Source organism: Marinomonas ostreistagni, assembly GCF_016461785.1.
In the GTDB taxonomy this organism is placed as follows: domain Bacteria; phylum Pseudomonadota; class Gammaproteobacteria; order Pseudomonadales; family Marinomonadaceae; genus Marinomonas; species Marinomonas ostreistagni_A.
This window is the reverse complement of sequence record NZ_JAEMUH010000012.1, coordinates 134,264-160,744: the sequence shown is the minus strand read 5'-3', so window position 1 is coordinate 160,744 and position 26,481 is coordinate 134,264. Positions and strand designations below refer to the sequence as shown.

Genomic DNA, 26,481 nt, shown 5'->3' with positions numbered 1-26,481 from the left:
TTACTTTGAGGTATCTACTAATGATCGATTTTAGTTTTGCTGTTTACTACGCTTTGTTAGGGGTAGGTGTGGGGTTTCTTGCTGGGTTAGTCGGTGTTGGGGGCGGCGGTTTGACCGTTCCCGCATTCACGATGCTTTTTACCGCACAGGGTATTGCTAATCATGAGATCGTCCATATGGCACTCGGTACCTCCATGGCAGCAATGATTTTTACAACCTTCAGCAGTATGAGAACCCATTACACTAAAGGAAATGTGAATAGTTCCCTTACCATAAAAATGACAGCTGGCGTCATACTTGGCACGTTCGTCGCCACCACCATCGCAGCCGAGATTAATGGCGTTATTCTGGCTCTGTTCTTCAGCCTGTTTATGTTTTATATCACTTATAAAATGTTCCGTCCTAGAAACAATAAACCGAATAAATCACCTCATACCACAACGGGCAACGTCTTTATTGGTACTTTGATAGGCTCTATATCAACATTGGTTTCCGTCAGTGGTGCAGGAATGCTTGTCCCTTATCTAATGAAACAAAATCTTAATGTGAAACATGCCGTCGGCACTTCTGCCGCGATAGGTTTTCCATTAGCCATCACAGGAACATTGGGGTATCTCATTAATGGTTGGCAAAACAGTTCGTCTGAACAACTTACCCTAGGCTATATTTATCTTCCTGCTTTTGCTTTGTTTGCTGTAGCCAGCTATATATCCGCGCCCTTGGGTGTAGCTTGTAGTACACGCCTTCCAGCGGAGCATTTAAAAAAGATTCTTGGAGTGCTGTGCCTTCTGCTCAGTATAAAAATGCTGACTTACGTCTTATCGAATAGTTCTCTGTAGAGACTCATAAAAAGTTCAAAGGCATTTACGAGGCAACTTTTCTGCACGTAGCTAAATGAATACTTTGATTTAATACCACTTAGCTACGAACTCTACATCACCCTAACGATATGTCACCGCTGCTTTCGTCTTTTTAACTTTTTCATGTTCGCCACTAATGGATACAGTAAATGCCCAATTACCGATGCAGGTAAACGCACAGTCGTACCAAACTTAGCAGGCCAGTGCTTACCGGGCAAATGCATCGTGTTAAATAGCACATCAAACAAAATAGTGTGGGCAGAATAATTCGTATCGAGCGCAGGTTTCTCAGAACTGTGATGCCAGTGGTGGAACTGAGGAGTCACAAAGATATATTTCAATGGCCCAAACGAGACCGATAGATTGGAATGGATTAGAATCGCTTGTAAAGCAGCGAAGGCAACATAGGCATTCAATGCAGCTTCATCTGGACCAAGCAAATACAAAGGCACCATGACCATCGCCCGCTCTGAAAACACCTGAATAAAATGCGCTCGGGAACCAGCTAGCCAATCCATATGCTCTACCGAATGGTGCACCGCATGAATATGCCAGAGCGATGTGACCTCATGATACAAACGATGTTCCCAATACAGAACAAAATCAGCACACAGCACGATCAAGATAAATTGCATCCACACAGGAATGGATTGAATGGTATCTTGAAATGAAGAGTTCACAGCCCAGCTAAAGTGGCTGGTATGATAGTTTGCGAACAACAAAATGGCTGAAATAGCCAAGTGGTTAAAACAGAAGTAGAACATATCCATGTCCCATTCTGGCCGCAGAATGAGCTGATCACGGTACTGAGGGAATAGCTTTTCCAGCACCATAAAAATAAAGATCGACCCCATAAACGCCAGAATTAACCAATCCACTCCAAGAGAAAGTGCTTTTGGTTCTACTGGCCCCACAGGCACACTATAGCCGCCCAGTGCAAACGCCAATAATGTTAGTCCGATGCCACACATCCCTAGGGACTTGTATTTGGCTTTATTCAGAAGAAAGGTCAATATTCCCAAGAACAATGAAAAATACATGCCATACTTCAGCACGACCTGCAATTGTTCAGCATCGTATACACGACGTAATTCAGTCGTAGTTAGGTGAGAGGGATATAAATACGCAAATACTGCTAAAACACTTAATATCCCTAATGTAACAGATGCCACACCACTGATCCGGCCTTCGCCAAAACGGAACTCTTTTGCCGGATTCTTTTCAACTTGGCGCACTTTATATTCGTACTTTTCATCCATGAAACACACTATCCTTGCAGGTAGATCAAAAATTGGCCCGTATTGAAGCATATATGGGGTCAAATGATAACTCGTCCAATTGTGTTGCCAAAGCTAGGCATTTGCTTGGGCAAACGATAGAAGCTCCCCAGCTCTGAAACACAGTATCAAGCATTTCATATTTTAAATGTCGCAAGTCCCGATTAGCGATAACAAACGACTACCTCTAGTGAGAGTTATTTTTTCCGTTGGACCAAGCTAAACCAGTTTCCAGAATTATCTAGCCCCATAGCTTCAACGCCATAAAGCTGCTCTGTAGGTGGTTGGATAAACTCAACCCCTTTAGTCAAAAGCTCTGCATATGTTTTTCGGCAATCTTCTGTTTCAAAAACACCCGCTCCAAATGCACCTTCTTCTATCAAGCCTCGTATTTTTTCTGCGGCATCTTTGCTAAACATTGGTCCTTCTTTCGGCTCTGCCAATACCAACTGAAGTTGTGGTTTAGATGTAGGGTATACCGTAAGCCATCGGAATCCCCCTTCTACTTGCATATCATCCCCGACTTCAAAGCCGAGCCTGTTTTTGTAAAAGTCTAGTGCTTCGTCCTGATTGAGGACATAAATCGTTGCATGCGCTATGGATGTAATCATTTTCATACTCCCTGTTGTTTAATCATCTTTATTCTATAAAAAGAATCAAAATGATATTTCTCCAATATTGCTCATCTAGGCCATTTCCCCAAAAAGCGGTAGGCATAGCATGCAGGTATCACCTGAGAGGGGAAACGGAATGCTTCAGAAGATAAAGCCCAAAGCTTACGGCGATATAAAGTAGGAGCCATTCCCGTTTGTTTCAGAAACAATGAAGAAAAGCTACCTAAGCTCGTGTATCCCACTTTCTCACATACTTCTGAAACACTGAAATTTTCTGTTATAAGCATGTTTTTCGCTTGTTCGACCCTAAGCCGAATCAGGAACTCGTTAGGTGTTTCCCCATAACTTTCCTTGAACGCACGTAAAAAATGATATTGAGACATATAGGACTGACTTGCCATTTCAGACAAGCTAAGACTTGTTTGAAAGTTGTCGGCAATATAATCCCTACTCGCATGTAATCTTTTAAGTTTATTGTTCGACACCATGAAAGATACCTATTCATCCACATAACATAACGCCAAACCTTGCTATATATGCGTGCTGGAATCTACAGTCCTAGCCTTGCCCGCTCTATCGCAGATTTGACTGCTGATAGAGCTTGAGGACTGTTTTTCCAACAGGTAGTTCTGAGCATTGAGGCAACTCTTTCAGCAATTTCCTTTGGCTCATATCTCGCCAGCTCCGCAAAAGAATCAATACCGATTTCCTCAAAACGCTTCACGACGGTAGGCCCGACGCCTTTTACGCCAAGTAAGGCTGCTTTTTCTTGTTCGCTAAATGTCATACGAAAATTCCTTTAATTAGGTAACATCTTTGCTCAATTACCGAGAGGTGAAACGCTACGTCCTCATAATGTTGATCACGCGCTTATAAAAGCCTTGTAGGACTGCGCTGTGCGCGGGAAACGACGATTAGTTAATAATCCTAGCAAAATTATCTAATTTGCAGGCCGTTCCCTCGAAACCAAGGTCCTACAAAAAGCCTCGTTTATCAAATTCATACCGCGAGAATGATTCATAAACAAACTTAGCTTATTTATGCGAAGGGTCCAATTATGCCTAAACGATATTCCATGCGTTTACACTGTTCCCACGCAAAGCACAGTCCTGCAAAAATCGAGGGCCTAAGAGGTAGCTAGTGTCTGGGGCAAAGAGCTGATAACATCGTGATCACATAGTCGGGGGGCAGTAATGCTGAGATCGCTTAAGCGAGACCCGTTGAACCTGATTCAGTTAGCACTGGCGTAGGGAACTATGGGGACAAAGTTAGTTGAGTTCTGCGATGTTTTAATCCTCTGTCGCTTGCTCCTGCACTCCGTGCATCTCGCCCCCGTTTTCCCTTCGTCCGAGGGGAATATCATGACAAACACTCCTATTACGTTAAGCATCGCGGGCTCGGACAGCGGCGGTGGTGCAGGCATTCAAGCCGATATCAAAGCCATCTCTGCCACGGGCGGTTACGCCTGCACGGTGATCACGGCAACCACGGCTCAAAACACCCTTGGTGTAACCGATGTCCACGCCATCCCCCTAGATCATATCGCGGCACAATTGGATGCGGTCTTTACCGATCTCAACGTGCAAGCGGTCAAAATCGGCATGTTGGCGAACGCAGAGATCATTCAGCTTATCGCCCGCAAACTGCGCCAATATCAACCAAAACACATGGTGCTCGACCCAGTGATGGTGGCGACCAGTGGCGATTTATTGCTGCAACAAACCGCCATTCAAACCCTAATAGACGAGCTACTGCCGTTAGCTACTTTGATCACCCCTAATCTGCCTGAAGCAGCCACTCTGCTGAACACAAACGTTCCAGACTCCGAGCAAGCCGTAAGAGAACTGATCCCAGCGTTACAGCAATTGCCAACCAAAGCGGTGTTGCTAAAAGGTGGACACCTTGAAAGTTTGCCAGACAGCAACGATTGGTTGATTACAAATGGCGATGTGCAAACCTTCACCACTCCTCGCATTGATACACAAAACACCCACGGCACGGGCTGCACGCTGTCGTCAGCGATTGCTTCATATCTCGCTCAAGGGGCGGATCTAACGTCGGCTGTTCAGCAGGCCAAAGACTATTTAACCGGTGCCATTGCTGCCTCGAACCAGTTACAGATTGGTCAAGGTCATGGCCCTGTTCATCATTTCTATCAATGGCAGCGCTAGCCGATGCGCCAAGGATTTGCGATCTCGATTCAGGCCGATGCTCTGCGCTACACAAAACAAGCGCAGCCAGTATTGCAGGACTTAGTCATGCAGCTGCCAGCTCAGCAATGGACGTGCTTATTAGGCCGTAGCGGTTGCGGTAAAACCTCGATTTTGCGCAAGCTGGCGGGCTTACTGGAAAATGCCCAATGGCAAGGAAAAATCGAGACAGACGGCCAACCACTGTCTGGCAATATTGCTTACATGGCGCAGCAGGATTTACTGCTGCCTTGGTTGTCTGTACTTGATAACGTCTGCATTGCCGAACGCTTACAAGGTCGCAGCTTGACCCAAGACCTGCGTGATAAAGCCTTGTTACTTCTGGACAAAGTAGGTCTCAAAGCACATGCCGATAACTACCCTCACACGCTATCTGGTGGCATGCGCCAGCGGGTTGCCCTAGCGCGAACCTTACTGCAAGAACGCCCCATAGTATTAATGGATGAGCCGTTCTCTGCCTTAGATGCGGTCACGCGCCACAAGCTGCAAAGCCTTTCATTCGAGTTGCTACAAGGCAAAACCGTGTTGCTGGTGACCCACGACCCGCAAGAGGCGGTGCGTTTGGGACATCAGATCTATGTGATGGAAGGCTCCCCCGCCAACGCGCACCTTTTAGCGGGTTTAGCATCCACACCACCACGGCAATTGGATGAACACAGCGCCGCACTTCAAAACGATATTCTGCATCGACTTGGAGGTGAGCATGTCTAATTGGCTTCGTGGTGCCACGGCAAGTCTTGTGATACTGGGTTTATGGCAAGGGGCGATCCTGATCTGGTCGTTACCCAGCTTTATTTTGCCTGCTCCCATGGCTGTGTTTGAGGTGTTGATCTCACGCTGGCCAATGCTTTGGTCACATACCTGGGTCACGGCACAAGAAGTACTGATCGGGCTCGCCCTCGGTGTCAGTATTGGTTTGTACTTCGCACTGTTGATGTTGCTGTTTCGTCCGGTAAAGCAATGGTTGCTGCCGATTTTGATTGCCAGTCAAGCCATTCCAGTGTTTGCCATCGCGCCGATTTTGATGCTCTGGCTGGACTATGGCATCGCCTCAAAAGTCGCCATGGCGGCGATTATTATCTTCTTCCCCGTGACCACCTGCTGTTTCGATGGCCTACGCAGCACGCCGTCCGGTTATCTGGATCTCGCCCAAACCCTGAACGCGAACCGCTGGCGTACCCTTTGGCACATTCAACTGCCCGCCGCTTTACCTGCTTTAGGCTCAGGACTACGAGTCGCGGTGGTGGTTGCACCGATTGGCGCGGTGGTGGGCGAATGGGTTGGCTCCAGCGCAGGCCTTGGCTACCTGATGTTACAGGCCAATGCCCGCATGCGCATCGACGAAATGTTCGCTGCGCTGTTTATTCTTTCTCTGTTTTCGGTCGCCCTGTATTTCAGTGTCGATTGGTTATTAAAACGCTCGTTACCTTGGCATTCCCAATAAGGATGGATGATTTCTATGAATATTGTTACACGTTTAAGCACCACTGCCCTGCTTGGCCTTTCTGCCAGCTCTTCATTGTTTGCAGCCGACCATGAACTGTCGCTGATGCTGGATTGGTTTGTGAACCCAAACCATGGCCCTATCGTGATTGCACAGGAAAAAGGCTACTTTGCTGAACAAGGCCTAGACGTCACCATCCAAGAGCCAGCTGACCCAAGTATGCCGCCCAAGCTGGTCGCTGCGGGCAAAGTCGATATGGCGATTTCCTATCAGCCGACTTTGACCATTGATGTGGCGGCGGGCTTACCGTTGATCCGTTCTGCTACCTTGATTGCGACACCGTTGAATACCTTGATGGTAATGGACGATAGCAAGATTGAATCGCCAGCAGATTTAAAAGGTAAGAAGATCGGTATTGCCATTGCTGGCACTGAAGAAGCCACCGTTGGCACCATGCTTAAACATCACGGTGTGATGTGGGATGAGGTCGAGATCATCAACGTCGGTTGGTCTCTGTCAGCATCGTTGGCTTCTGGCAAAGTGGACGCCATTTGGGGTGGCCTGCGTAACTTTGAAACCAATCAACTAAAGCTTGAAAACTACGCTGCGACGGCGTTTTTTCCTGAAGAACACGGTGTTCCGGCCTACGATGAATTGGTGTTTGTGACGAACAGCAAAACCTACGATAAAGAGTCGATTCAAGCCTTTAACCGAGCTCTCGAAAAAGCCACCACCTACATCGTGAACCATCCAGAAGCGGCTTGGAAAGAATTCATCGCCTACTCTCCTGATACCTTGGATAACGAGCTGAATGCTCTAGCATGGAAAGACACCTTAACGCGTTTTGCCCTACGCCCAGCAGCGATTGATCTGGCCCGTTACGACGACTACGCCGAGTTTATGTTTGAGCACGGCATCATCGAATCGCTACCAAAAGCCCAAGACTACGTGCCAAACCTTAACTAGGAACCATTATGCAGTATCAAGATCTGATTGAGGCATGCCAGCAAGAGTGGCAAGCCTATACGGAACATGATTTCGTACAGCAGTTGGCCAAAGGCACCTTAGCAAAGCCAAGCTTTCTGCATTATCTGAAGCAAGACTTCTTGTTCCTCAAGCACTATGTGCGAGCCTATGCTTTGGCCATTTATAAAGCCAACAGCCTAGAAGACATGCGCCAAGCGTTGCCAACCGTACACGCGTTGCTCGACAGTGAAATCGCCCACCATGTGGCATGGTGCGAGCAATGGGGTATTAGCGAACAAGATATGGAACAAGAGCCAGAGGACTTTGGCACTGTGGCCTACACGCGCTTTGTGTTGGACGCTGGCATGAGTGGCGATTTGGTTAGCCTCTATGCAGCCCTAGCACCTTGTTCCATTGGTTACGCCGCCATCGGTCGTCAACTGGCACAACAATCTGACACTGTATGGGACGGTAATCCCTTTCAAACATGGCTCAAGCTCTACAGTGGCGATGACTTCCAATCCCATGTAGCACAAGGCGCTACGCACTTTAATAAATTGCTCGCTGATATCGAGCTGACCAGCCAAAAGGGCCAGCAGCTAATTGAAACCTTCCGCACGGCCACGCGTATGGAAATTGCCTTTTGGCAACAGGGCCTTAACCAATCCGGAGCCAACCTATGAATGTAAACGCTATTTGTACCGCACTGGCGCAACTGCGTGAGCAAGCGCCATTAGTCGTCAATATCACCAACTATGTGGTGATGAATAACTCCGCCAATGCATTGCTCGCCATCGGCGCCTCACCCATCATGGCGCACTCGCGAGAAGAAATGACTGAGATGATGGCCTTTGCTGGCGCCTTGGTGATCAATATCGGCACCTTGGATCGTACTTGGATTGAGCGCATGACCTTTGCCGTGGAACAAGCCAATGCGGCGGGCAAACCAGTGGTACTTGATCCTGTAGGATGTGGTGCGACCAGCTTACGCGCCCACACCGCACGTCAATTGGCCGCCCTTGCCAAGCATTTGACCATTCGTGGCAATGCGTCGGAAATCATTGCATTAGCGGGACAGGCTTCACAAGGTAAAGGTGTTGATTCGCAAGACCCTAGCGAAACCGCATTAGAGGCGGCCAAACAATTGGTTGAGCAATACCAAGCGCAAGTAGTGATTTCTGGCGCAACCGACTACATCGTCAGCAATGATGGTACTTTTGTGCTTAACAATGGCCATCCTATGATGACGCAAGTGACTGGCACAGGCTGTTCACTCAGTGCAATCACTGGGGCATTCGCAGCCATAGGCGAAACCAGTGGATTAGCCGCCGCAGCGGTTATGGGGGTGGCAGGTGAAATCGCTGCAGAGCAGGCCAAAGGCCCTGGCAGTCTTCAAGTGGCCCTGCTCGATGCCCTGTATAATTTGGATGAAAACACACTGACTCAGCGCCTTAAACTGTCGCAACTGGCCTAATGCTTTAGAAGGAAACACCATGTCACCCTATGAACTGTATCTCGTTACCGACGACAACCAAGACCTCGACACATTAGTACGAGTCGTCACTCAAGCGGTCGCCGGTGGGGTGACCATGGTGCAACTTCGGGAAAAGCATCACGATGTACGTGACTTTATTCGTCGTGCCCGCGCCATTCAACCGATACTCAAAGCCGCCAAGGTTCCGCTTATTATCAATGATCGTGTCGACGTTGCCCTAGCTGTGGATGCGGATGGCGTGCACCTAGGACAAAGTGATATGCCCGTGCATGATGCGCGATTTTTGTTGGGATCAGAGAAAATTCTAGGGCTCTCAATCGAGAGCTGGCAGCAATTGGAAGAAGCCCAACACCTGCCCATTGATTACATTGGCTTAAGCGCTATTTACCCCACACCGACCAAAACCAACACCCAATACCACTGGGGCCTAGATGGTCTAAAAGAAGCCTTAGCGGCCTACGATAAACCCATCGTCGCCATCGGCGGGATTCGGCACGACAACCTAGCCGACATCGCCGCCACAGGCGTACACGGTATCGCACTGGTCTCCGCGATTAGCCATGCTGAAAACGTCACTCAAGCAACCCTTAGTTTAAAGGTAGTGATTCAAAGTAGTCGCTGAAAATGAGTGCGATAGGCTTTTAATTAACACCATTCAAAATAAATTGGCGCAGGTCTCTTTCTTGTCGCATCACGTGCAATATAAAAACTTTGCTCTGCTCGCATTTGTAGAATACTCGGCATGGGCTGGTGACAACTTCTCGATAGTTTAAATGTTCGAGTTCAGGTGGAGTCCGCCCTGATTCTGGGAGCTGTTCTAAACGCTCTACTTTGTGAAATACCTCTTGCACGAGTTTTTTGGCAGCGGACTCATTCGATAAAGCGATATACTCAGCGATTTCAGACAGATCAGATAGCGCAGCTTCCGTCCAAATTACTTCAGCCATTTGGACATTTTATCCTGAGCTTCGGCATGACTGAGCACATTGCCTTCTTGTACCGCTCGTTCACCGCGAGCGATACCTTCTAAAATGGTCAAACGGTTTTGCATAAACTCATAGTCGCTCACATCAACAAGGTAAGCAGAAGGTTTGCCGTGCTCCGTAATAAGAACTGGCTCCTTCGTTTCATGAAGATCCGCAAGAATTTTGGTCGCTTGTCGCTTTAAAGAGGTCACTAATTCTACTTTCATTTTAAACACCCAAAGTGATACTTAAGTGATACTAGTAAAGCCTCTTCGATAAAACAAGCCAGCCACTCACTTTATAACGAGATCAATCTATTCAGCGCTAGCAAGGGCCAAGCGCTTCTGCATTTCTGTATCGAGCTTTAGCTGACGCGCGAGTTCATTTAAGTACATGGTTTCCATAGCGTTTTGTTCATCTACCACAAGTAATGACGCTAGGTAAATTTCGGATGCTAAGGCCGGAGTTGTCGCTAACGCGGCGATCTCCGTTGGATCGAGAGGTTTATTGATTTCCCCTTCGAGGAAGGCTTGTTCATGAGCGCCAATATTGGCCTGAGCCAGTGCTTCATGGATATGCGCCATTTCCGTTGCATCAATATGACCGTCAGCTTTGGCAGCGGCAATCATGGCTTTTAAGATGATGGTAGGATGCTGTTGATCCGTTTCGCGAAAGACTTCGGTTTGCTGTGGTTGGGCTTTCTCTTTTTGGTAATCGTTGTAGACCTTATATGCCAAGGCGCCGACGGCCGCCGCCCCGCCAACTTTTAGTAAGGTTGACCCTTTTCCTGATTTCAGTAAAGACGTTAGTAGGCTGCCGCCCACTGCGCCCATACCCATTTTTTTCAATGTATCGCTGCCACCCAAAGATGAGCTTGAGCTCCCTACTTTCTGGGTGACTTGCTTCAATGCTGATGAGCTGAGCGCTTGATTAAGCAATTTACTTAGATTCATAGCCATAATCCTTAACTGTTGGGTTATGGCTATATTTGAGCACTAAAATAACGTGATGTTCCGGCATTTGCGTTACTTTGCACAAACTTACACTGTCTATAAACGCTCTTTTCACTGCTCAACAAAGATTAATTCATCGGTCTCAAATCCCTTAGCTCGCGCAGCTTGGATAAAGCGTTGCTTATCTGCTTCAGAAACCGTTGGGGTTCGAGACAAGAACCACAGATAAGATCGATCAGGCCCAGACACAAAGGATTGTTGATAGTCTTCATCTAAATTAAACACAACGTAAGCTCCATAAAATGGACCGAAAAAGCTCACTTTTAAGTGCCCTGTGTCGCTATCTTCAACGAAATAGGCTTTTCCCTCTGCCTGCTCCCATTTCCCTTCTTCTGCCGAATAACCTCGGTTAATCACTCGCACACCACCGTCTTCGCGTAAGCTGTATTCCGCGGTGACATTAGACAAACCTCGCTCAAAACTGTGATCCAAACGAGCGATTTCGTACCAAGTGCCTAAGTACTTCGACAACTCAAACTCTTGCACCGGCTCAATGCCTTTTGGTGCAGACGTACACCCTGCGAGCAACACCACCAATAAACCCCATACTGAACGAAACATAAACTGACCTCCTAATCGTCAGCCCTTATACGTTAGCAGCAACGATTTGGCCTCATCAAATTCCCGTTTTACCATGCACTCCGGCAATCATGCAGCGTACGGAGCCGCCGGCCGCTTCAATTGTGTTCACCGATAACGGTAGTAAGGTAGCGTGCTGTGAAATCGTTGCTCGTTGTTCAGTCGTTAGTGCATCGTAAGCCGTTTGCGAAAGTGCCAACAGCGCGCCCTCTTTGCCTTGTAGCTCGATAGCATTGCCACAGAAATGCTGTATTTGCTCATGGGTTAATGCAATCACCGTTTGCTGATTGCGCTCGAAACGTTGGCACAACAACGCTCTCTGGGGCGCCTCAAGCATGTCTAAGCCGATCAGTACAAAGTGCGTCCCAACGCACATCATGACGTTGGTGTGGTACACCGGAGTACCTTGCACATCATAAGCGTCAAATATCACGGCTTCGTAGCCTAGAAAGTCACACACGTCCTTCAACAGATCGTCATCAGTACGTTGTGAGCGAGCCATATACGCTAATTTATTCACATGATCAAAGACGATCGAACCCGTTCCCTCCAAGAAGCGTTGCTGGTCTTTAAAGTGACGCAAGTCTTTGGCGTGCTCAAGCCCATACTGCTGCCACAGCGTTTCCAACACATCTTGTCGATACTCTTTGCGGCGGTTTTCCGCACGCATGGGATAGGTGATCAAGGTGCCGTTATGGTGAGTCGAAAACCAATTATTGGGGAAGACAGAGTCAGGCGTGTCGATACTTTTATCTTCAAATAGATGCACCGTAATGCCATGAGCTCGCAGCTTCTCGACGACTTGGCTCACTTCAATATACGCCTGTTTAGACACATCAGTATGATGAACAGAGCGCTGAAAGGCGTTGTCCTCTAAGGTGGCATCGTTGACACGAAAATGATGGGGGCGAACCATCACAACCTGCTTTGGTGCTTGAATACTCATCGAAGTCCCTCTTTTAAAAAGTGTAGGGACACTATGTTAGAAATCAGGCCTGCCAGTTAAAATGCCAATAACTTATGCAAATTGATCTAATATTTATCACTTTGTTAACCTTCAATAAACATTTTGCCTAAGCCAAAAGGTACTTCGATGAAACCGTATATTTATGACTCGCTGGATAGCGCCCTAATTGCCGAACTACGCAAAGATGGCCGCGCTTCCATTTCACAATTGGCCAGTCAGTTAAATGTGTCTCGAGCAACAGTGCAAAATCGTCTAGATCGATTAACGCAAAGTGGCGCTATTTTGGGCTTTACCATTCGCGTTCATGAAGAGCTAGAACAAGACACCGTACGCGCCATCATGATGATCGAAGTTGCAGGACGGTCTACCTCTCAAGTGATTCAGAAATTACGTGGCATCCCTGAACTCATAAAACTGCACACCACTAACGGTGCATGGGATTTAGTGGCAGAATTGCAAACCACTAGCCTTGGAGAGTTTGACCGCGTGCTTAGACGAGTACGTGAAGTGGAAGGGATTTTAAACAGTGAAACCAGTATTTTGCTGAGCAGTTTGTAATAATGCTTGTTCAGTCACTACAGGTGTTACTGACACGTCCGATGTTTTCTTACTAGCTCTAGACGTTGCAGCCTTAGGTCACGAAGTCCAATAACGGATGAGATGCCGCCTTGGCACGAGGGATGGCCAAGATGTCGTAAGCGTAGACTTTCGTTAGCGTAAGAAATTCTTGTTTAATGCGAGTAAGTGATCGCGCCACGATACCAACAATAGGGTTGCTGGGAGCAAAGCTACACTGAAATTTACGCAGTGCTAGATTTAAGGATGCATAGGTGTCGATCGCCTGCTCATATTGCTCAAGCCGACATTGCGTTTCTGCTAGGTTCAGCTCACTAACGACCAGCGCATTGATGGCGGCTTCGGTGTCATACCAACAGTCAATCATCTGCATAGCCATATCAGACGCTTCCTGATAATAATCAGCAGCCTTGGCATTTTCACCACATTGAAACGCTTGATTACCAGCAACAATGACACGCTTCCAATCTTCCATGGAAAACCCTCGCTAAGTGTGAGCAACGCATTAATGATAATAACTATCATTTGTATTTGTCTAGCGCTAAAGCATTATTTTTTTCGCATGCAGGGCAATTAAGCGCACCCATTGATCCAGCTGCTCAGTACTTGGGCCAGTAAAACCGAACAACAAACCTGGTCTCGGTAATGACTCAGGCAGGGAATGATAGTGCTGATGCAGCCATGACAAGGCGAGTCCCTGCTCAGCACAGGCCTGATCAAGCTGCTTCCATGTTTGTTCAGGCTGGCGGATATGGGGTTTGAAATACGCGATAACATGCATACCGCCACTCGGCTTATCCCACTCAAACCAAGGCTCTAAATGCTGTAACAACAGAGCCAATAGAGTATCCCTTTTTTCACGATAATGACGTCTCATACGGTTTAAATGCCGATAAAAGCTGCCATTTGTCATAAAGTCTGCCACAACAGGCTGCATTGGTAGAGAAGCCGACACACCTAAGGCTTGCTGACTGGATAGCAGGCGATCGACTTGGGATAACGGTGCGATGATAAACCCCATACGCAATCCTCGAAACAACACCTTGGACAAGCTCCCAACGTAGAAAATACGCTCTTGGGCTGAGCCTCGATGTTGCGCTAACTGCATCAAAGGCACCGATGCGCGACCTTGATACAAGAACTCGTTGTCGTAATCGTCTTCGATGATAACCCCCTGTCCAGCTTGCAATGCATCCAGCCATTGTTCTCGAACGGGTGAGCTGTAACTGATGCCCAGAGGATATTGACGGTTAGGGGTAAGCACTGCCGCCCAATCGGATACTTGAGTAGGAGGCAAAGCACCATCGGTCTGAACCGCCAAAGGCTGCACCGCAATATTGGCCAAACTCGCATGCAGAGGAGGGTAGGTTGGCTCTTCTAAGAACCAGTGTCGACAACTAGCCTGCAAGGCGTGAGTCAGCAACGCCATCGCATCTCGGCTGCCGGCAGTGATCACCACTTGCTCAGGTAAGCACGATAAGCCACGTAGAGCGTACAAATACGCGACAATCGCTTGACGCAGTGCGGGTAAGCCTGCTCGATAACTGCCCGTCAGGACATTTGGATCAGGGGTTAACCAAGCACGGCGCATACTGGCCGCCCATTCTTTACTCGGAAACTGGCTGACATCGACACCAGAATCAAAGCCGCCTTTTCGAGTCGACTCAACCAATGTGGCAGCAGGCTCCGCACTGACCGAAATACGCGCCACAGGCGCGACAAAAATGCCACGTTTTGGCTCACTGCGCAGTACCCCTTCCGCAATCAGCTGCTCATAGGTTTGAATCACGACACTACGCGACACACCTAACGATTGCGATAATGAGCGGCTGGACGGCAATTTATCTCCCACCTTTAATCTGCCTTGCTCAATGGCTTCAATTAGCTGCTGCTGTAATTGCTGATACCTTGGTGTCTCATTGGACTCCAAACTAAATGAAAGGCTCGCGATCATGTTCACCCCTCAGTGTTGCTGATGTTGTTGATGAATCCAGTCTTTAAAGATAGTGACGACCGTATCATCCATTCGCGAGTTCGGTATGACAGTGAAGTAGCCATTTGAAGAGCGTTTTCTAAACATTGGGAAAGACACTAACAACTGCTTGTCCAGCATATCATCGACCAATGAGCCCCAGCCTAACGCGACACCTTGGCCGGCAATGGCCGCCTGTAGCACTAAGGTATAGTTATCAAACTCCATCACACTTTGGGAAGGTGACCAAAGCTTATTGTGCTGCTCAAACAAACGCTCCCAAATCATCCACTTTTCGTCCGATTCAGCATGCAATTTCAACAACGGCGCATTGCTGATATCCGTTAGTTGATGAAAGGGGCCGTACTCTTCAAGGAGCTTTGGGCTGCACACTGGGAAGACATCTTCTTCGAACAGTTTTTCTGAAACAAAACCTTTGTGAATGCCATCGCTAAAGACAATGGCAAGGTCGATGTCTTGCAAACCTACGTCTACATTGTTCTGTGCGGTGTGCAGCCGAATCTCGATTTCTGGATGCTGTTTACGAAACTCAGGTAAGCGGGGCATCAACCAATACGCAGCAAAAGCGAAGTCTGTTGCGACATTAATGCGCGGTGTTTTGGTTTTTTTACGAATAAATCGCAAGGTTTTTTGCAGCTCACTGAGACTCGCTTGTGTCGTTTTTAGTAGCAAGTGACCATCGTCCGTAAGCTCCACACCGCGATAGACTCGGCGAAACAATTGGGTATTTAAAAAAGCTTCTAAGGCTTTAATTTGCTGACTTATAGCCGGCTGAGTCGTACCTAGTTCCCGTGCTGCGGCGGTGAAACTAAGATGCCGTGCAGAAGACTCAAACACAACCAACATTTGCAAAGGCGGCATGTCGTTTTCAGTTAACATAAGTTCAGCTTATCCCATTCATAATTTTTCAGTCAGTTTACAAGGCTCTTTATAAGGTTCAACCTAGTTATAACTGGTTTAAACGCTGCGCAGTAACATTATTTCAACTTATTTTTAGAGCCATATGGAGTGTTGCATGACAATCCGCAAAACGCCCAATATTCTTTTTATCATGGCCGATCAAATGGCCGCATCGGCGTTACCTTTTTATGGAGGTAAAACCGCTAAAGTTCCTCACCTTGCAGCACTGGCAGAGAAAGGGGTGGTATTTGACTCTGCTTACACAAACAGTCCTTTGTGCGCTCCGTCGCGCTATGTCCTGATGACGGGCCAGTTGCCAACCCGCATTGGTGCTTGGGACAATGCCGCGGACTTTCCGGCAGACATCCCAACGTTCCCGTATTACATGCGTGAAAAGGGCTACCAAACCGCTTTGTCTGGCAAAATGCATTTCTGTGGTCCAGATCAACTGCATGGTTTTGAAAAGCGCCTCACCACCGATATTTACCCAGCCGACTATGGTTGGTTCCCTAATTGGGATGACCCAGACACACGCCCAACGTGGTATCACAACATGTCCTCTGTATTGGATGCTGGCACTTGTGTACGCAGCAACCAACTCGACTTTGACGACGAGGTCGTGTTCCACGCTGAACGTTACTTATACGACTATGCTCGCGGCAAACAAGATCGTCCTTTCTGCCTAACGGTATCGATGACGCATCCTCATGACCCTTATGCCATTACTCAAGAGTACTGGGACCGTTACGATCATGACGAAATCGACTTACCAAAAGTACGCATCCCAGAGTCTGAACAGGACCCACATTCTCGTCGTCTGCAAGACGTATACGCCTACTACGATCAAGAGATCACCGACGAAGACATCCGTAACGCACGCCATGCTTATTACGGTGCCTGCAGTTATGTCGATGATCAAGTGGGCCGCCTGTTGAAAGCGTTGCAAGATTGTAACCTAGACGAAGAGACCATCATTGTCTTCTCGGGCGACCACGGCGACATGCTGGGCGAGCGTAACCTTTGGTACAAAATGTCTTACTTCGAAGGCTCTGCTCGCGTGCCTTTGATCGTTTGTGCGCCTAATCGCTTTGCGCCTAAGCGTGTAAAAGAGTCTGTCTCGACCATGGATCTGCTGCCAACATTTGTGGATTGGGCAACCGATGGCAAAGGAACCGAATACGCGATGCCGATTGATGGCCGTACCTTAGTCCCTCACATAGAAGGAAAAGAGGGCGGGCATGATGAAGTCATCGGTGAATACTGCGGTGAAGGTGCCATTGCACCCTTATTTATGATCCGTCGTGGTCAATACAAATACGTCCACTGCAGCATCGATCCAGATCAATTATACGATTTAGAGAAAGATCCTCTGGAGCTGAATAACTTGGCTCAAGACCCAGAGCTTGCAGAGGTTATCAAAGCATTCCGAGAAGAGGCGTTACAGCGTTGGGATTCTGAGGCCATCACTCAGACAGTGAAAATCAGCCAACGTCGCCGTCGCTTAATCGTTCGAGCCATGGGCGAAGGAGAAACCAACATCGCTTGGGATCATCAACCGTACTTTCCGGCGACGGAGATGTACATGCGAAACCATATTGACCTCGATGATCTGGAAGCCAAGTCGCGTTACCCAAAAGTGTAATGTTATGCTCTTGGGACGGTTCTTACCTGTCTCAAGAGCAATGACTCTGATTTGTCTGAGCTAATTCGTTTCACTCACTAATAACTCGCTATTACAAAGGAACCGATTCATGAAAAATTCGCGCTTACAGAAAACGTTTTTCACAGCTCTTGCCACCGCCGCCATTTCCAGCGGAGCGTTAGCTGCCGTTCCAGAGCAATGCCAAACCGTCACCATGACCGACCCAGGTTGGACGGACATAGGTGCCACCAACGGTTTAGCTACCACAGTTCTAGAAGCGCTGGGCTATAAAACGGATATTAAATTGCTTGCGGTTCCCATTGGTTTTGAAAGCATCAAAAACGGTGAAATCGATGTATTCCTAGGCAACTGGATGCCTGCACAAACAGCTTTTATTGATAAGTATAAAAGCGACTTAGATGTTGTTCGTACCAATCTAACTGGGGTGAAGTTCACTCTAGCGGTTCCAAAATATGTTGCCGACCAAGGCGTTAAGGACTTTGCTGACTTGGCAAAACACAGCAAAGAGTTTGGTGAACGTATTTACGGCATCGGCGCAGGCTCTCCAGCCAACCAAAACCTAATGGGCATGATCGAGAAAGACGATTTTGGTCTAGGCGAATGGCGTGTGGTGGAGTCTGGTGAGCAAGCCATGCTGGCTCAGGTCGCCCGTGCGGTGAAGCGCGATAAGTTCATCGTCTTCCTTGCGTGGGAGCCACACCCAATGAACGTAAACTTTGATCTGCAATACCTATCCGGTGGCGATGATTACTTTGGTCCTAACTACGGTGGAGCAACGATTCACACCGTTACACGTAAAGGCTACAGCCAAGAATGCGGCAATGTCGGTAAGTTGCTGCAAAATATGGAGTTTTCATTGGATATGGAAAACACCGTTATCTCTATGACGGATGAAGGCATGTCTGCCAACGAAGCTGCTAGCACCTGGTTGAAGAAAAACCCTGCCGTGCTTGATAAGTGGTTGGATGGCGTCACAACAACATCAGGTCAATCGGGGTTAAGTGCCGTCAAAAACTCCCTAGGCCTTTAAGCTTTAACGTTTCATAACCGTTCCTGTGGACGTCTGCTTGCACCCGTGTGAGTAGGCGTTTTTTTATATCTCCACCCTAATCTGGACTGCAATAAAAATACAAATCTGGCTATTTTTGACAACACCAAATGAGCGTAATCTAAATTCATCCATGATGACCTTTGAAGTTAGGAAGCCAGATGTCAGATTCATTGCAAACACCAACCAGTACCGTAAAACGTGGGGCAGGCCGCGCCCAATACGATCAAGCCAGCGTTTATAAAATCATTGATGACACCTTAATGTGTCACATTGGTCAGCAAGCAAATGGCCAAGTCTTTGTCACACCTACTTGTCACTGGCGAGAAGGGGAATACTTGTACTGGCATGCCCATAGCAAAGCCCGTAATACCCACGGCGCGGTCAAAGAAGGGCAAAAGGTTTGTATCAATATCTGTGAGCTAGACGGTCTGGTGTTAGCACGCTCGGCCTTTCACCACTCGGTTAACTACCGTTCGGTAACCCTGTTTGGTGTACCGGAGCCGATTGAAGATTACGATGTCAAAGTGCATCACTTTAAACTGTTTCTCGATAAGGTCTCGCCGGGGCGTTGGGACAGTTTGCGTCCTGTAAAAGACATTGAAGTGAAAGCCACTGGCTTGGTACGCATCAAGATCGAAGAAGCCAGTGTCAAAATGCGCGCAGAGGGCGCAATTGATGACGACGAAGACTTTGATTGGCCGGTTTGGGCAGGTGTCTTACCATTAGAAAAGCAATGGCAAGCACCGCAGCAAAACGCCGATCAAAACAAAGAATACCCGTTGCCCACCGCACCAAACGCAAAATAGCCCCTTGGATGGCACGCTCCCCTTACAGTGATCTAATGAGATAATGTCCTCCCCGACAAGGGGAGCATGCCAACCCCTTAAACCCCTATCTAACGATCATCGATTTACAATTGCGGAAATCCAGCAGAAGCCTAGGCCTTGCTGTAGCTCGCTCAGATGGCATTTCATACACTGGAATATTGAAGCACCTGATCAGCCACCTCTCATGTAGATCGCCTTATGACGATAGAAATCTCAAGCCAATATATTTTCCTTGCTGGATTACTCGCATTACTGAGTATCCTTGCCAGTGTTTTTTCTAGCCGCCTTGGTACGCCTTTGCTTTTGGTATTTCTATTAGTCGGGATGCTCGCTGGTGAAGACGGTATTGGCGGTATTCAATTTGATAACGCCGGGCTGGCGTTTTTATTCGGCAACTTAGCCCTGGCGACCATATTGCTAGATGGTGGTTTAGGAACACGAAAAGAGTCCTTTGCCATCAGTTTACGGCCCGCCTTCTTACTGGCCACATTAGGTGTACTGGTGACCGCGGGGATCACTGCGGGCGCAGTGTATTGGTGGCTGGATTTATCGTGGCAAGAGAGCCTGCTTCTGGGTGCCATCATTGGTTCGACGGACGCCGCAGCCGTGTTTGGCTTGATTCGTAATGCAGGGCTGCGTATCAAAGAGCGAACCGGCGCCACACTGGAAGTCGAATCCGGTGCCAACGACCCAATGGCGATTTTCTTGACCATCACCATGGTGCAACTGATCGGCCAACCAGAAGGGGGGATAGGCTGGTCTTTATTAACCGAATTGATCCAACAAATGGGTCTTGGGCTAGCAATGGGCGTCGCGGGCGGCTACCTATTGAAGAAGCTGTTACCTAAACTACAGCTTGCTAGCTCCTTGTATCCTCTTTTGGTCACCAGTGCTGGTTTGAGTATTTTCGGCATCACCAACGTCTGGGGCGGCAGTGGTTTCCTCGCCATCTACATCGTTGGCGTTACCTTGGGTAATGCCCACAACATGCCTTACAAGCGTGATATTCACCGCTTTCATGATGGTATGGCTTGGCTGAGCCAAATCGGCATGTTCTTAATGCTGGGCTTGTTGGTCACACCGAGCCAAATTTGGCCGGTGATCCTGCCAGCGCTGGCCATTGGTGCGGTGCTAATTTTCGTTGCCCGTCCGATTGCTGTGATCTTGTCGCTGTTGCCGTTCCACTTTCCTTGGCGAGAACAAGCCTTTATCAGCTGGTGTGGTCTCAGGGGAGCGGTACCGATTATCTTGGCCATGTATCCATCTCTTTCCGGTGTGGAGCAGGTACCGATTTACTTCAACCTTGTGTTTGTCGTGGTGATTATGTCCCTCGTGCTCCAAGGATGGAGTATCCCGGCCATGGCTCGTTGGCTCAAAGTGGAACTGCCCGATAAAGAAGCCACGCCGAATGCCTTTAGTATTAACTTTGACGACTTCCACAACCGTCACATCCTGATTTATGAAGTACCAGAGGGTAATGAGTTTATTGATTGCTCCGCGAAGTCCTTGCCGTCGACGACCTTCTCACGCCCGATGGGCGTGATGCGCGGTGGGCAACTGCTAACAGACATTGATGAATCACTTCGCGCCACGGATAAAGCGGCCTTTTTCTCCCAAGTAGAAAGCGACGCCGAGTTAAACAAATACTTCACACCTAGTCAGCATCAGCAACGCAGTTCGATGAGTGAGTTCTATGGGGACTTTGTGGTCAATAGCGACGCCAAAATGCGTGATTTGGCGTACTTGTATTTCTTTACCGTAGACGATGCCTACCTAGACTGTAGCGTTCGTGACGTCTTTATCGACAAGTTCCATGGCCGAGTCGTCGTGGGGGACCGCTGTCGTTTCGGTGAAATAGAGCTGACTGTTCGTGAAGTGAAATCAGGTGAAATTACCCAGTTTGGCTTGAAAATACTTAGATCAAAAAACGCACCATAAATGATCTTTTTCTATTAAGATGCACCATTAGTGCGCATTTATTACCCATTTCGCCTTGCCAAATTTAACCAAACCGCTAGTCTTGCTCCCTTTTTAGAGGAGACGCATCAAAAATGCGCCTCTTCTGGGGGCTCTACCCGAGCCCTTACCCCCCTCACAAATAATCACAACATAATGGGAGTGCCGTATGGCCACTTTAATTGATTCCCTCAATACGCTGTTTTGGGGCTATATTCTGATTTATGGTCTGTTGGCCGTTGGTGTGTATTTCACCCTGCGTTTAGGGTTTATCCAAATCCGCCACTTTCCTGAATTTATCCGCACCGTATTCAAAGCCCCACAAAGCGACCGTGGCGGCATATCCCCCTTCCAAGCCTTATGTACCAGCCTAGCGTCCCGTGTCGGCACGGGTAACATGGCAGGTGTCGCCGTTGCGTTAGCATTGGGCGGCGCAGGTGCTATTTTCTGGATGTGGGTCGTTGCTTTGATCGGTATGGCAACCGCTTACGCAGAAAGCACCTTGGCACAGCTTTACAAAGTGCGTGACCAACACGGCCAGCTACGCGGTGGTCCGGCGTTCTACATCAGCAAAGGCTTGAAAGCACCATGGGCGGGTGCCATCTTCTCCTTAGCGCTGATCCTTGCCTTCGGTCTAGTGTTCAATGCGGTACAAGCCAACTCGATCGCCGGAGCAATGGAAGGCGCATTTGGTGTGCCTAAATTGACGACAGGTCTGGTGATTATGGTGTTGGCCGCGATTGTTATCTTTGGCGGCATCAAGAAAATCGCACGCTTCGCTGAGATCGTCGTGCCTTTTATGGCGATTGCTTACTTAGCGTTGGCGCTGTACATCATCGCGGTGAACTTCGAGCAAGTACCCGCCATGTTTGCGCTGATCTTCAAAAGTGCCTTTGGTATTGAACAAGCCGCTGGCGGTATCGCCGGAGCGTTGCTAAACGGTGTTAAACGCGGTCTATTCTCTAACGAAGCCGGTATGGGTTCTGCACCAAACATCGCCGCTGTCGCAACACCTAACCCACACCACCCAGCTTCTCAGGGCATGGTGCAATCACTCGGTGTGTTCATCGATACATTGCTTATCTGTACCGCAACTGCCTTGATGATCTTGCTATCCGGTGTACTTGGCAACGGTGAGTCAGGCATCGTCTTGACGCAAACCGCGATGTCGCACCACGTCGGCAGCTTTGGTCATTACTTTGTCGCCATCGCGATCTTCTTCTTCGCCTTCACCTCGATCATCGGTAACTACAGCTACGCGGAAAACGCACTGACGTACCTGAAATGGGCGAGCAAACCAGGTATCTTCATCTTGCGTGTCCTAGCGCTAGCGATGATCCCTTGGGGCGCGTACGAAAGCGTAGCAATGGTCTTCAACGCGGCAGACGCAGCGATGGGCCTTATGGCAACCATCAACTTAATCGCCATCGTATTGCTGTCTGGTTTGGTCGTGAAACTGACCAAAGACTACTTCGCTCAGAACAAGACTCGTACACCGATCTTTAACTCAGACGACTACCCTGAAGTACAGAAAGACATCGACCTAAGTGTTTGGGACGAAAAACCTAAACAGGATTGATCGTGTTTAAGGTCTGTTGAGAGTTGGATCTGCTGATAAAGCCTGCCTCGCGCAGGCTTTGTTTTTTTTTGGGGGGGGGAGTTCCTAACGCCGCAAATCACCGGCAGACAAAAGTTGCATAGCGAGGAACGAGCGACGCAGCTTTTGGCTGTCCGAGTGAATTTGCCTTGTTAGCTGTCTGTTTGTCCTGCAAGCGCAAATTCATAAAAATGAACCTTATCATCTCGATCCTCTTTCATGTGGATGAGGTAAAACCCATCGTGTCCCAGTAAGCGAATTTGATGGTTGTTAAGCAGATTAATAATCTTCTGCCTCCATTCCGGAATGCTTTTTTTATAGTATTCATATCCAATTTTCCGCCCCAAGGGATTGCTTGCGTGCATGATAGCGCCGCATTTCTTATACACCTTGATAAATTCTTTTTTGGTTAAATAATCTTCATCTCGATCAACCAGATGGTTTTTAACCTTAGGGTCATCGGAGGGTGCTTCTACTACCGGCTTCGGATAAAAATCGGCGTTGACCCGCTCTAAATCTTTGAGCAAATATTCTGCATTCCATGCGTTAGCGAAATTGGAATAAACCTTTTCATATTCTTTTTTATTTGCCACAAGTGAAGCCATTGCGATTAGCTCTAGGATTTTTCTTACTTGCAATGCAATTGACTCTAAAGTTGTTGGCTCGTACAAAGCATGGCCAGTGCCATTGTGAAAAAAGTCAATCACGCTTGTGCGGCGTTTGATTTCTTCCATCACATTGCAGTACATAACAATATCTGGTTTCTTCATTTTCGTTTCACAGCTAACAATTATTAATGCGCATGCGCGTTTATCCAATAAACCGCGCGTGCGCGTTATTCTGTACTTGGTTATCAATCAAAAAATCTAAGCTATTGATTAAATTATATTTATTATGCAGAGCAAGTATTTAAGCATGTAAAAATACGCATGCTCATTTTGATAGATAACCGCGTCTGTCAGAGGAAGGGAAAAGAAAGGTGTGTTCTAGTCATCCGTGACAGTATTGGTTAGAGATTAAGCTATTTCCCATACCGTTGCCAATGTTCTGAGATCAAAGTCTTAGCGATTTTAACCTAGGCTGCGAACCTGCTCCCCGATACAATCGGGTCGTACAAAGGCCAATAGAACAATGCTTCACAGAGATTCCACGCGTTTGATTCGCGCTGACGGTCGAGGGGAGGGACGACCCGAGAGATACGCAAGCGAATTGAATGCTTGGAAGCTCCAATCCGCGGCAATTAGGCGAAGCGCATTGTCGCGGAGGATGCGAGGTTGTTCCCGCGCGCAGCGCGGTCCTACAAGGTGTGTTATCCCCGATAGAATCGGGTCGTACAAAGGCCAGCCCAACGATATTTCACAGAGATTCTATGCGTTTGATTCGCGTGCTTTTTAAATATTTGAATTGCATGGAAGCTCCAACCCGCAGCAATTAGGCTAAGCGCATTGCCGCTGAGGATGCTAGGTTGTTCCCGCGCGCAGCGCGGTCCTACAAGAGCTGAAGCCTAGGGTTTAGGAGGCTAAGATCCAGCGTTTCATGGCGCGGCGGAAGTTGCTGGTGTCGTAGAAGTTGAGGCATTCGGCAACTCTTTCGGTGGAGTAGCCGAGTTTATGGCTGTAGTAGTAGCTCATTAAGCTGCGCGCTTGGTCCATTTGTTTTTGATAGCTGGTGCCGTGGGCTTTGAGTTTACGCTTAAGCGTCGCGGGGCTGATGGCCATTTCTTCTGCCAAGGTTTCTAACGATGGCATCTCGCGTATCTCTTGCAGTAAGCGTTGCTGTATAAAGCCTAAAAAGCTCAGCGGGAGTTGGGCGACTTGCTGTTCACTGACGTGAAAAAGGCTGCTCGATGCTTGTTTCAGCGGTTCGTGCAGTAATGAGTTAGGTAAGGTCAGTACAAAGCGCTCACAATCTGTCTTTATAGGACTAGCAGCCCATCGGCTTTGGCATTCAGAAAGGGTATTGGTAGGTAGGCTTTTCAACTCAAATACCCACTCAGATGCATGCAGATCAACGCCTAACCAGAGCAATATAGAGCGTAGGGCTTCCATTTCCATCAGTACCGCTAAGGTGAATTCCTCTGGGTCAAGATGAGCGCCCGCATCGCTCCAATACAGGGATAAATAGCCTTCGTGTTTGAGTGAAGTCATATGCAATAGAGGCGACCAAAGGCTTTGTGCTTTCAGTAGATAGTCCAGCGCCTGCGCCACGTTTGCAGCATGCATCACCCCTAAACCAAAGTGTTGCAGGCTGATGGGCAACAGCTGCTGGCCGATGACCAAGGGTAAGTCTGGGCGGGATAATAGAAAGCTGGCGTTACGAAACAACTGCGCCAGCTGTTTCGCTGATAATAGCGTACTCGGATTTTGTAGATCCGTGGCGAACAGTTTGGTTTTATTCAGCAACACGTCCATCGGTATCGCGCGCTGAAGCGCCACATCGCCCATTTGCAGGACACCTGCTTGCAGGGCGGTGGTCGCCTCATGGGATTCACACCAAGATTTGGCCATCGTTACACCACATGAACATTGGCAATCGACTGGCTATTCTGAATGCCATCGCAGGTCATGGCGAGGTCGGTTTGTACCTCTTGTACTTTGCTGCGTAGCTCTGAATCGGACAAGGCATTTTCAAATATCAAAGTACGCGATTTCACCTCTAACAATGTTGCCTGTTTGTGGCCTTTGCCACGAAAACGCATGGAGCGCAGCAGTAATACCACATCATTGATCTGTTCTTGAGAAACCGGGGATGCCGATAACAGGGCGTAACCTTCCCCCGTCAGTTGAAAGACTTGGCTGGCATCAGGACTGTTCCAAAGCAGCATTTCTGCGATTAAAAAGCGTAATTTGCTTTGATCTTGCAGCGATAATGGCAGTTGGCTACGTACTTCGGGGGCAACACGCAACACAACCAAGGTAGGCTGATGCGCAGGAGCGCCTTGTACAGCTTTGGCTAGCGCCGACCATTGTGGCAAAAAGCTGTCTTCATGCAGTGCCAAGTCGTTTTGTAGCGCTCCAGACCGATTATTCAAATACTTCTTAAGCTGGCGCTGCTCGCGATACCAAAGGATCAATCCGATTACCAAAGAGACTAAACCTACTGGTGCCGACTCGATCCATTTATCCCAAGAGACGGTGTCTGGCAGCACATAAACTTCATCCAGCATGTCTTGGAAGCTGGAAGCACACAGACACAAGAAACCAAATGCCATCCAATTGGTGATAAAGCCCGGCTCACGGGTCGCCAGTACAATCAGCATCCATGTCACCATAAACAGCGCTAAACCGCCTTCGCCAATAATGTCCATCCAAACCCAATCAGCATATGGGATAGTCGTACCAGCGGTTTTATTCAAAAAGACGATAAACGCCATACTCAATGGCAGACCGATCAACCACGGCCAGTGTGGCATCAGCATTTTGGCAAAAACATAAGTGTGTAGCAGTGTGTAGCGAACGCGACGAATCATTTAGCTCTCCTCAAGACAGCAACGTTTGTACGCGCATCATGTGACACTTATATGACAAG

Annotated in this window: 29 protein-coding genes and 1 riboswitch; of the genes, 14 read left to right on the top strand and 15 right to left on the bottom strand. The window is 48.1% G+C overall.

What is annotated here, in order from left to right; translation table 11 throughout:
- Positions 1 to 20 precede the first annotated feature (20 nt).
- A complete protein-coding gene (locus tag JHD44_RS13505; protein ID WP_199463298.1) occupies positions 21 to 839 on the top strand; it encodes a sulfite exporter TauE/SafE family protein in 819 nt (272 codons plus the stop codon).
- Positions 840 to 952: 113 nt separating this feature from the next.
- Here JHD44_RS13505 and JHD44_RS13500 read toward each other — a convergent pair whose 3' ends face one another.
- The 4 genes from JHD44_RS13500 to JHD44_RS13485 all read right to left on the bottom strand — a co-directional run bounded on the left by JHD44_RS13500 (position 953) and on the right by JHD44_RS13485 (position 3,538).
- Complete coding sequence (locus tag JHD44_RS13500; RefSeq protein WP_199463297.1) at positions 953 to 2,119, bottom strand: sterol desaturase family protein; 1,167 nt, start codon at positions 2,117 to 2,119, stop codon at positions 953 to 955.
- A 215-nt stretch (positions 2,120 to 2,334) separates the two neighbouring features.
- Positions 2,335 to 2,748, bottom strand: a complete 414-nt coding sequence (locus JHD44_RS13495; RefSeq protein ID WP_199463296.1) for a VOC family protein — start codon at positions 2,746 to 2,748, stop codon at positions 2,335 to 2,337.
- Positions 2,749 to 2,819: 71 nt separating this feature from the next.
- Positions 2,820 to 3,239 (bottom strand): helix-turn-helix domain-containing protein, encoded by a 420-nt coding sequence (locus tag JHD44_RS13490; RefSeq protein ID WP_199463295.1) that lies wholly within the window; start codon positions 3,237 to 3,239, stop codon positions 2,820 to 2,822.
- 62 nt (positions 3,240 to 3,301) lie between these two features.
- Complete coding sequence (locus tag JHD44_RS13485) at positions 3,302 to 3,538, bottom strand: helix-hairpin-helix domain-containing protein (RefSeq protein ID WP_199463294.1); 237 nt, start codon at positions 3,536 to 3,538, stop codon at positions 3,302 to 3,304.
- Between the two features lie 384 nt (positions 3,539 to 3,922).
- A riboswitch (TPP riboswitch) is annotated at positions 3,923 to 4,021 on the top strand.
- 91 nt (positions 4,022 to 4,112) lie between these two features.
- On the opposite strand from JHD44_RS13485, the gene thiD reads away from it, so the two are divergent.
- The 7 genes from thiD to thiE are packed head-to-tail and all read left to right on the top strand — an operon-like array spanning position 4,113 to position 9,488.
- Positions 4,113 to 4,922, top strand: a complete 810-nt coding sequence (gene thiD, locus JHD44_RS13480) for a bifunctional hydroxymethylpyrimidine kinase/phosphomethylpyrimidine kinase (RefSeq protein ID WP_199463293.1) — start codon at positions 4,113 to 4,115, stop codon at positions 4,920 to 4,922.
- 3 nt (positions 4,923 to 4,925) lie between these two features.
- The gene (locus tag JHD44_RS13475) at positions 4,926 to 5,672 is read left to right on the top strand and encodes an ABC transporter ATP-binding protein (protein ID WP_233402118.1); all 747 of its coding nucleotides are present in this window, start codon (positions 4,926 to 4,928) and stop codon (positions 5,670 to 5,672) included.
- Positions 5,665 to 6,405 (top strand): ABC transporter permease, encoded by a 741-nt coding sequence (locus tag JHD44_RS13470; RefSeq protein WP_199463292.1) that lies wholly within the window; start codon positions 5,665 to 5,667, stop codon positions 6,403 to 6,405. Before JHD44_RS13475 ends, JHD44_RS13470 begins: the two co-directional genes overlap by 8 nt.
- Positions 6,406 to 6,420: 15 nt before the next feature.
- Positions 6,421 to 7,371, top strand: a complete 951-nt coding sequence (locus tag JHD44_RS13465) for an ABC transporter substrate-binding protein (protein WP_199463291.1) — start codon at positions 6,421 to 6,423, stop codon at positions 7,369 to 7,371.
- Positions 7,372 to 7,379: 8 nt separating this feature from the next.
- Positions 7,380 to 8,054 carry a thiaminase II gene (gene tenA, locus JHD44_RS13460; RefSeq protein WP_199463290.1) on the top strand — a complete coding sequence of 225 codons (675 nt, stop codon included), beginning with the start codon at positions 7,380 to 7,382 and terminating at the stop codon, positions 8,052 to 8,054.
- Entirely contained in the window at positions 8,051 to 8,845 is a 795-nt protein-coding gene (gene thiM / locus JHD44_RS13455) for a hydroxyethylthiazole kinase (RefSeq protein ID WP_199463289.1), read from the top strand. The genes tenA and thiM overlap by 4 nt, the downstream gene beginning before the upstream one ends.
- Positions 8,846 to 8,864: 19 nt before the next feature.
- A complete protein-coding gene (gene thiE / locus JHD44_RS13450; RefSeq protein ID WP_199463288.1) occupies positions 8,865 to 9,488 on the top strand; it encodes a thiamine phosphate synthase in 624 nt (207 codons plus the stop codon).
- Positions 9,489 to 9,507: 19 nt separating this feature from the next.
- Here thiE and JHD44_RS13445 read toward each other — a convergent pair whose 3' ends face one another.
- The 5 genes from JHD44_RS13445 to ctlX form a co-directional block, all read right to left on the bottom strand.
- Complete coding sequence (locus JHD44_RS13445) at positions 9,508 to 9,813, bottom strand: type II toxin-antitoxin system RelE/ParE family toxin (protein WP_199463287.1); 306 nt, start codon at positions 9,811 to 9,813, stop codon at positions 9,508 to 9,510.
- On the bottom strand, positions 9,801 to 10,058 hold the full coding sequence (locus JHD44_RS13440) for a type II toxin-antitoxin system Phd/YefM family antitoxin (protein WP_199463286.1): 258 nt from the start codon (positions 10,056 to 10,058) through the stop codon (positions 9,801 to 9,803). The genes JHD44_RS13445 and JHD44_RS13440 overlap by 13 nt, the downstream gene beginning before the upstream one ends.
- A gap of 87 nt (positions 10,059 to 10,145) precedes the next feature.
- Positions 10,146 to 10,784 carry a tellurite resistance TerB family protein gene (locus tag JHD44_RS13435; RefSeq protein ID WP_199463285.1) on the bottom strand — a complete coding sequence of 213 codons (639 nt, stop codon included), beginning with the start codon at positions 10,782 to 10,784 and terminating at the stop codon, positions 10,146 to 10,148.
- Positions 10,785 to 10,895: 111 nt separating this feature from the next.
- Positions 10,896 to 11,405 (bottom strand): lipocalin family protein, encoded by a 510-nt coding sequence (locus JHD44_RS13430; RefSeq protein WP_199463284.1) that lies wholly within the window; start codon positions 11,403 to 11,405, stop codon positions 10,896 to 10,898.
- Positions 11,406 to 11,460: 55 nt separating this feature from the next.
- Positions 11,461 to 12,369 (bottom strand): citrulline utilization hydrolase CtlX, encoded by a 909-nt coding sequence (gene ctlX / locus JHD44_RS13425; RefSeq protein ID WP_199463283.1) that lies wholly within the window; start codon positions 12,367 to 12,369, stop codon positions 11,461 to 11,463.
- A 147-nt stretch (positions 12,370 to 12,516) separates the two neighbouring features.
- On the opposite strand from ctlX, the gene JHD44_RS13420 reads away from it, so the two are divergent.
- Complete coding sequence (locus tag JHD44_RS13420) at positions 12,517 to 12,948, top strand: Lrp/AsnC family transcriptional regulator (RefSeq protein ID WP_133561336.1); 432 nt, start codon at positions 12,517 to 12,519, stop codon at positions 12,946 to 12,948.
- A gap of 73 nt (positions 12,949 to 13,021) precedes the next feature.
- On the opposite strand, the gene JHD44_RS13415 is transcribed toward JHD44_RS13420, so the two are convergent.
- The 3 genes from JHD44_RS13415 to JHD44_RS13405 form a co-directional block, all read right to left on the bottom strand.
- Positions 13,022 to 13,441 (bottom strand): hypothetical protein, encoded by a 420-nt coding sequence (locus JHD44_RS13415; protein ID WP_199463282.1) that lies wholly within the window; start codon positions 13,439 to 13,441, stop codon positions 13,022 to 13,024.
- 66 nt (positions 13,442 to 13,507) lie between these two features.
- A complete protein-coding gene (locus JHD44_RS13410) occupies positions 13,508 to 14,920 on the bottom strand; it encodes a PLP-dependent aminotransferase family protein (protein ID WP_199463281.1) in 1,413 nt (470 codons plus the stop codon).
- Between the two features lie 9 nt (positions 14,921 to 14,929).
- Positions 14,930 to 15,838 (bottom strand): choline sulfate utilization transcriptional regulator, encoded by a 909-nt coding sequence (locus tag JHD44_RS13405; protein WP_199463280.1) that lies wholly within the window; start codon positions 15,836 to 15,838, stop codon positions 14,930 to 14,932.
- A gap of 136 nt (positions 15,839 to 15,974) precedes the next feature.
- Between JHD44_RS13405 and betC the strand changes: the two genes are divergently transcribed.
- The 5 genes from betC to JHD44_RS13380 all read left to right on the top strand — a co-directional run bounded on the left by betC (position 15,975) and on the right by JHD44_RS13380 (position 22,935).
- Positions 15,975 to 17,501: a choline-sulfatase gene (gene betC / locus JHD44_RS13400; protein ID WP_199463279.1), complete on the top strand. Its 1,527-nt coding sequence runs from the start codon at positions 15,975 to 15,977 to the stop codon at positions 17,499 to 17,501.
- A gap of 109 nt (positions 17,502 to 17,610) precedes the next feature.
- On the top strand, positions 17,611 to 18,552 hold the full coding sequence (gene choX, locus JHD44_RS13395; protein ID WP_199463278.1) for a choline ABC transporter substrate-binding protein: 942 nt from the start codon (positions 17,611 to 17,613) through the stop codon (positions 18,550 to 18,552).
- Positions 18,553 to 18,731: 179 nt separating this feature from the next.
- Positions 18,732 to 19,379: a pyridoxamine 5'-phosphate oxidase family protein gene (locus tag JHD44_RS13390; protein WP_199463277.1), complete on the top strand. Its 648-nt coding sequence runs from the start codon at positions 18,732 to 18,734 to the stop codon at positions 19,377 to 19,379.
- Positions 19,380 to 19,598: 219 nt separating this feature from the next.
- Complete coding sequence (locus JHD44_RS13385; RefSeq protein ID WP_199463276.1) at positions 19,599 to 21,338, top strand: potassium/proton antiporter; 1,740 nt, start codon at positions 19,599 to 19,601, stop codon at positions 21,336 to 21,338.
- A gap of 187 nt (positions 21,339 to 21,525) precedes the next feature.
- Positions 21,526 to 22,935: an alanine/glycine:cation symporter family protein gene (locus tag JHD44_RS13380; protein ID WP_199463275.1), complete on the top strand. Its 1,410-nt coding sequence runs from the start codon at positions 21,526 to 21,528 to the stop codon at positions 22,933 to 22,935.
- Between the two features lie 170 nt (positions 22,936 to 23,105).
- Here the strand turns inward: JHD44_RS13380 and JHD44_RS13375 are convergent, their stop codons facing one another.
- The 3 genes from JHD44_RS13375 to JHD44_RS13365 all read right to left on the bottom strand — a co-directional run bounded on the left by JHD44_RS13375 (position 23,106) and on the right by JHD44_RS13365 (position 26,422).
- On the bottom strand, positions 23,106 to 23,723 hold the full coding sequence (locus JHD44_RS13375) for a hypothetical protein (RefSeq protein ID WP_199463274.1): 618 nt from the start codon (positions 23,721 to 23,723) through the stop codon (positions 23,106 to 23,108).
- 741 nt (positions 23,724 to 24,464) lie between these two features.
- Positions 24,465 to 25,460 (bottom strand): AraC family transcriptional regulator, encoded by a 996-nt coding sequence (locus JHD44_RS13370; RefSeq protein WP_199463273.1) that lies wholly within the window; start codon positions 25,458 to 25,460, stop codon positions 24,465 to 24,467.
- A gap of 2 nt (positions 25,461 to 25,462) precedes the next feature.
- On the bottom strand, positions 25,463 to 26,422 hold the full coding sequence (locus JHD44_RS13365) for a hypothetical protein (RefSeq protein WP_199463272.1): 960 nt from the start codon (positions 26,420 to 26,422) through the stop codon (positions 25,463 to 25,465).
- Positions 26,423 to 26,481: the final 59 nt, after the last annotated feature.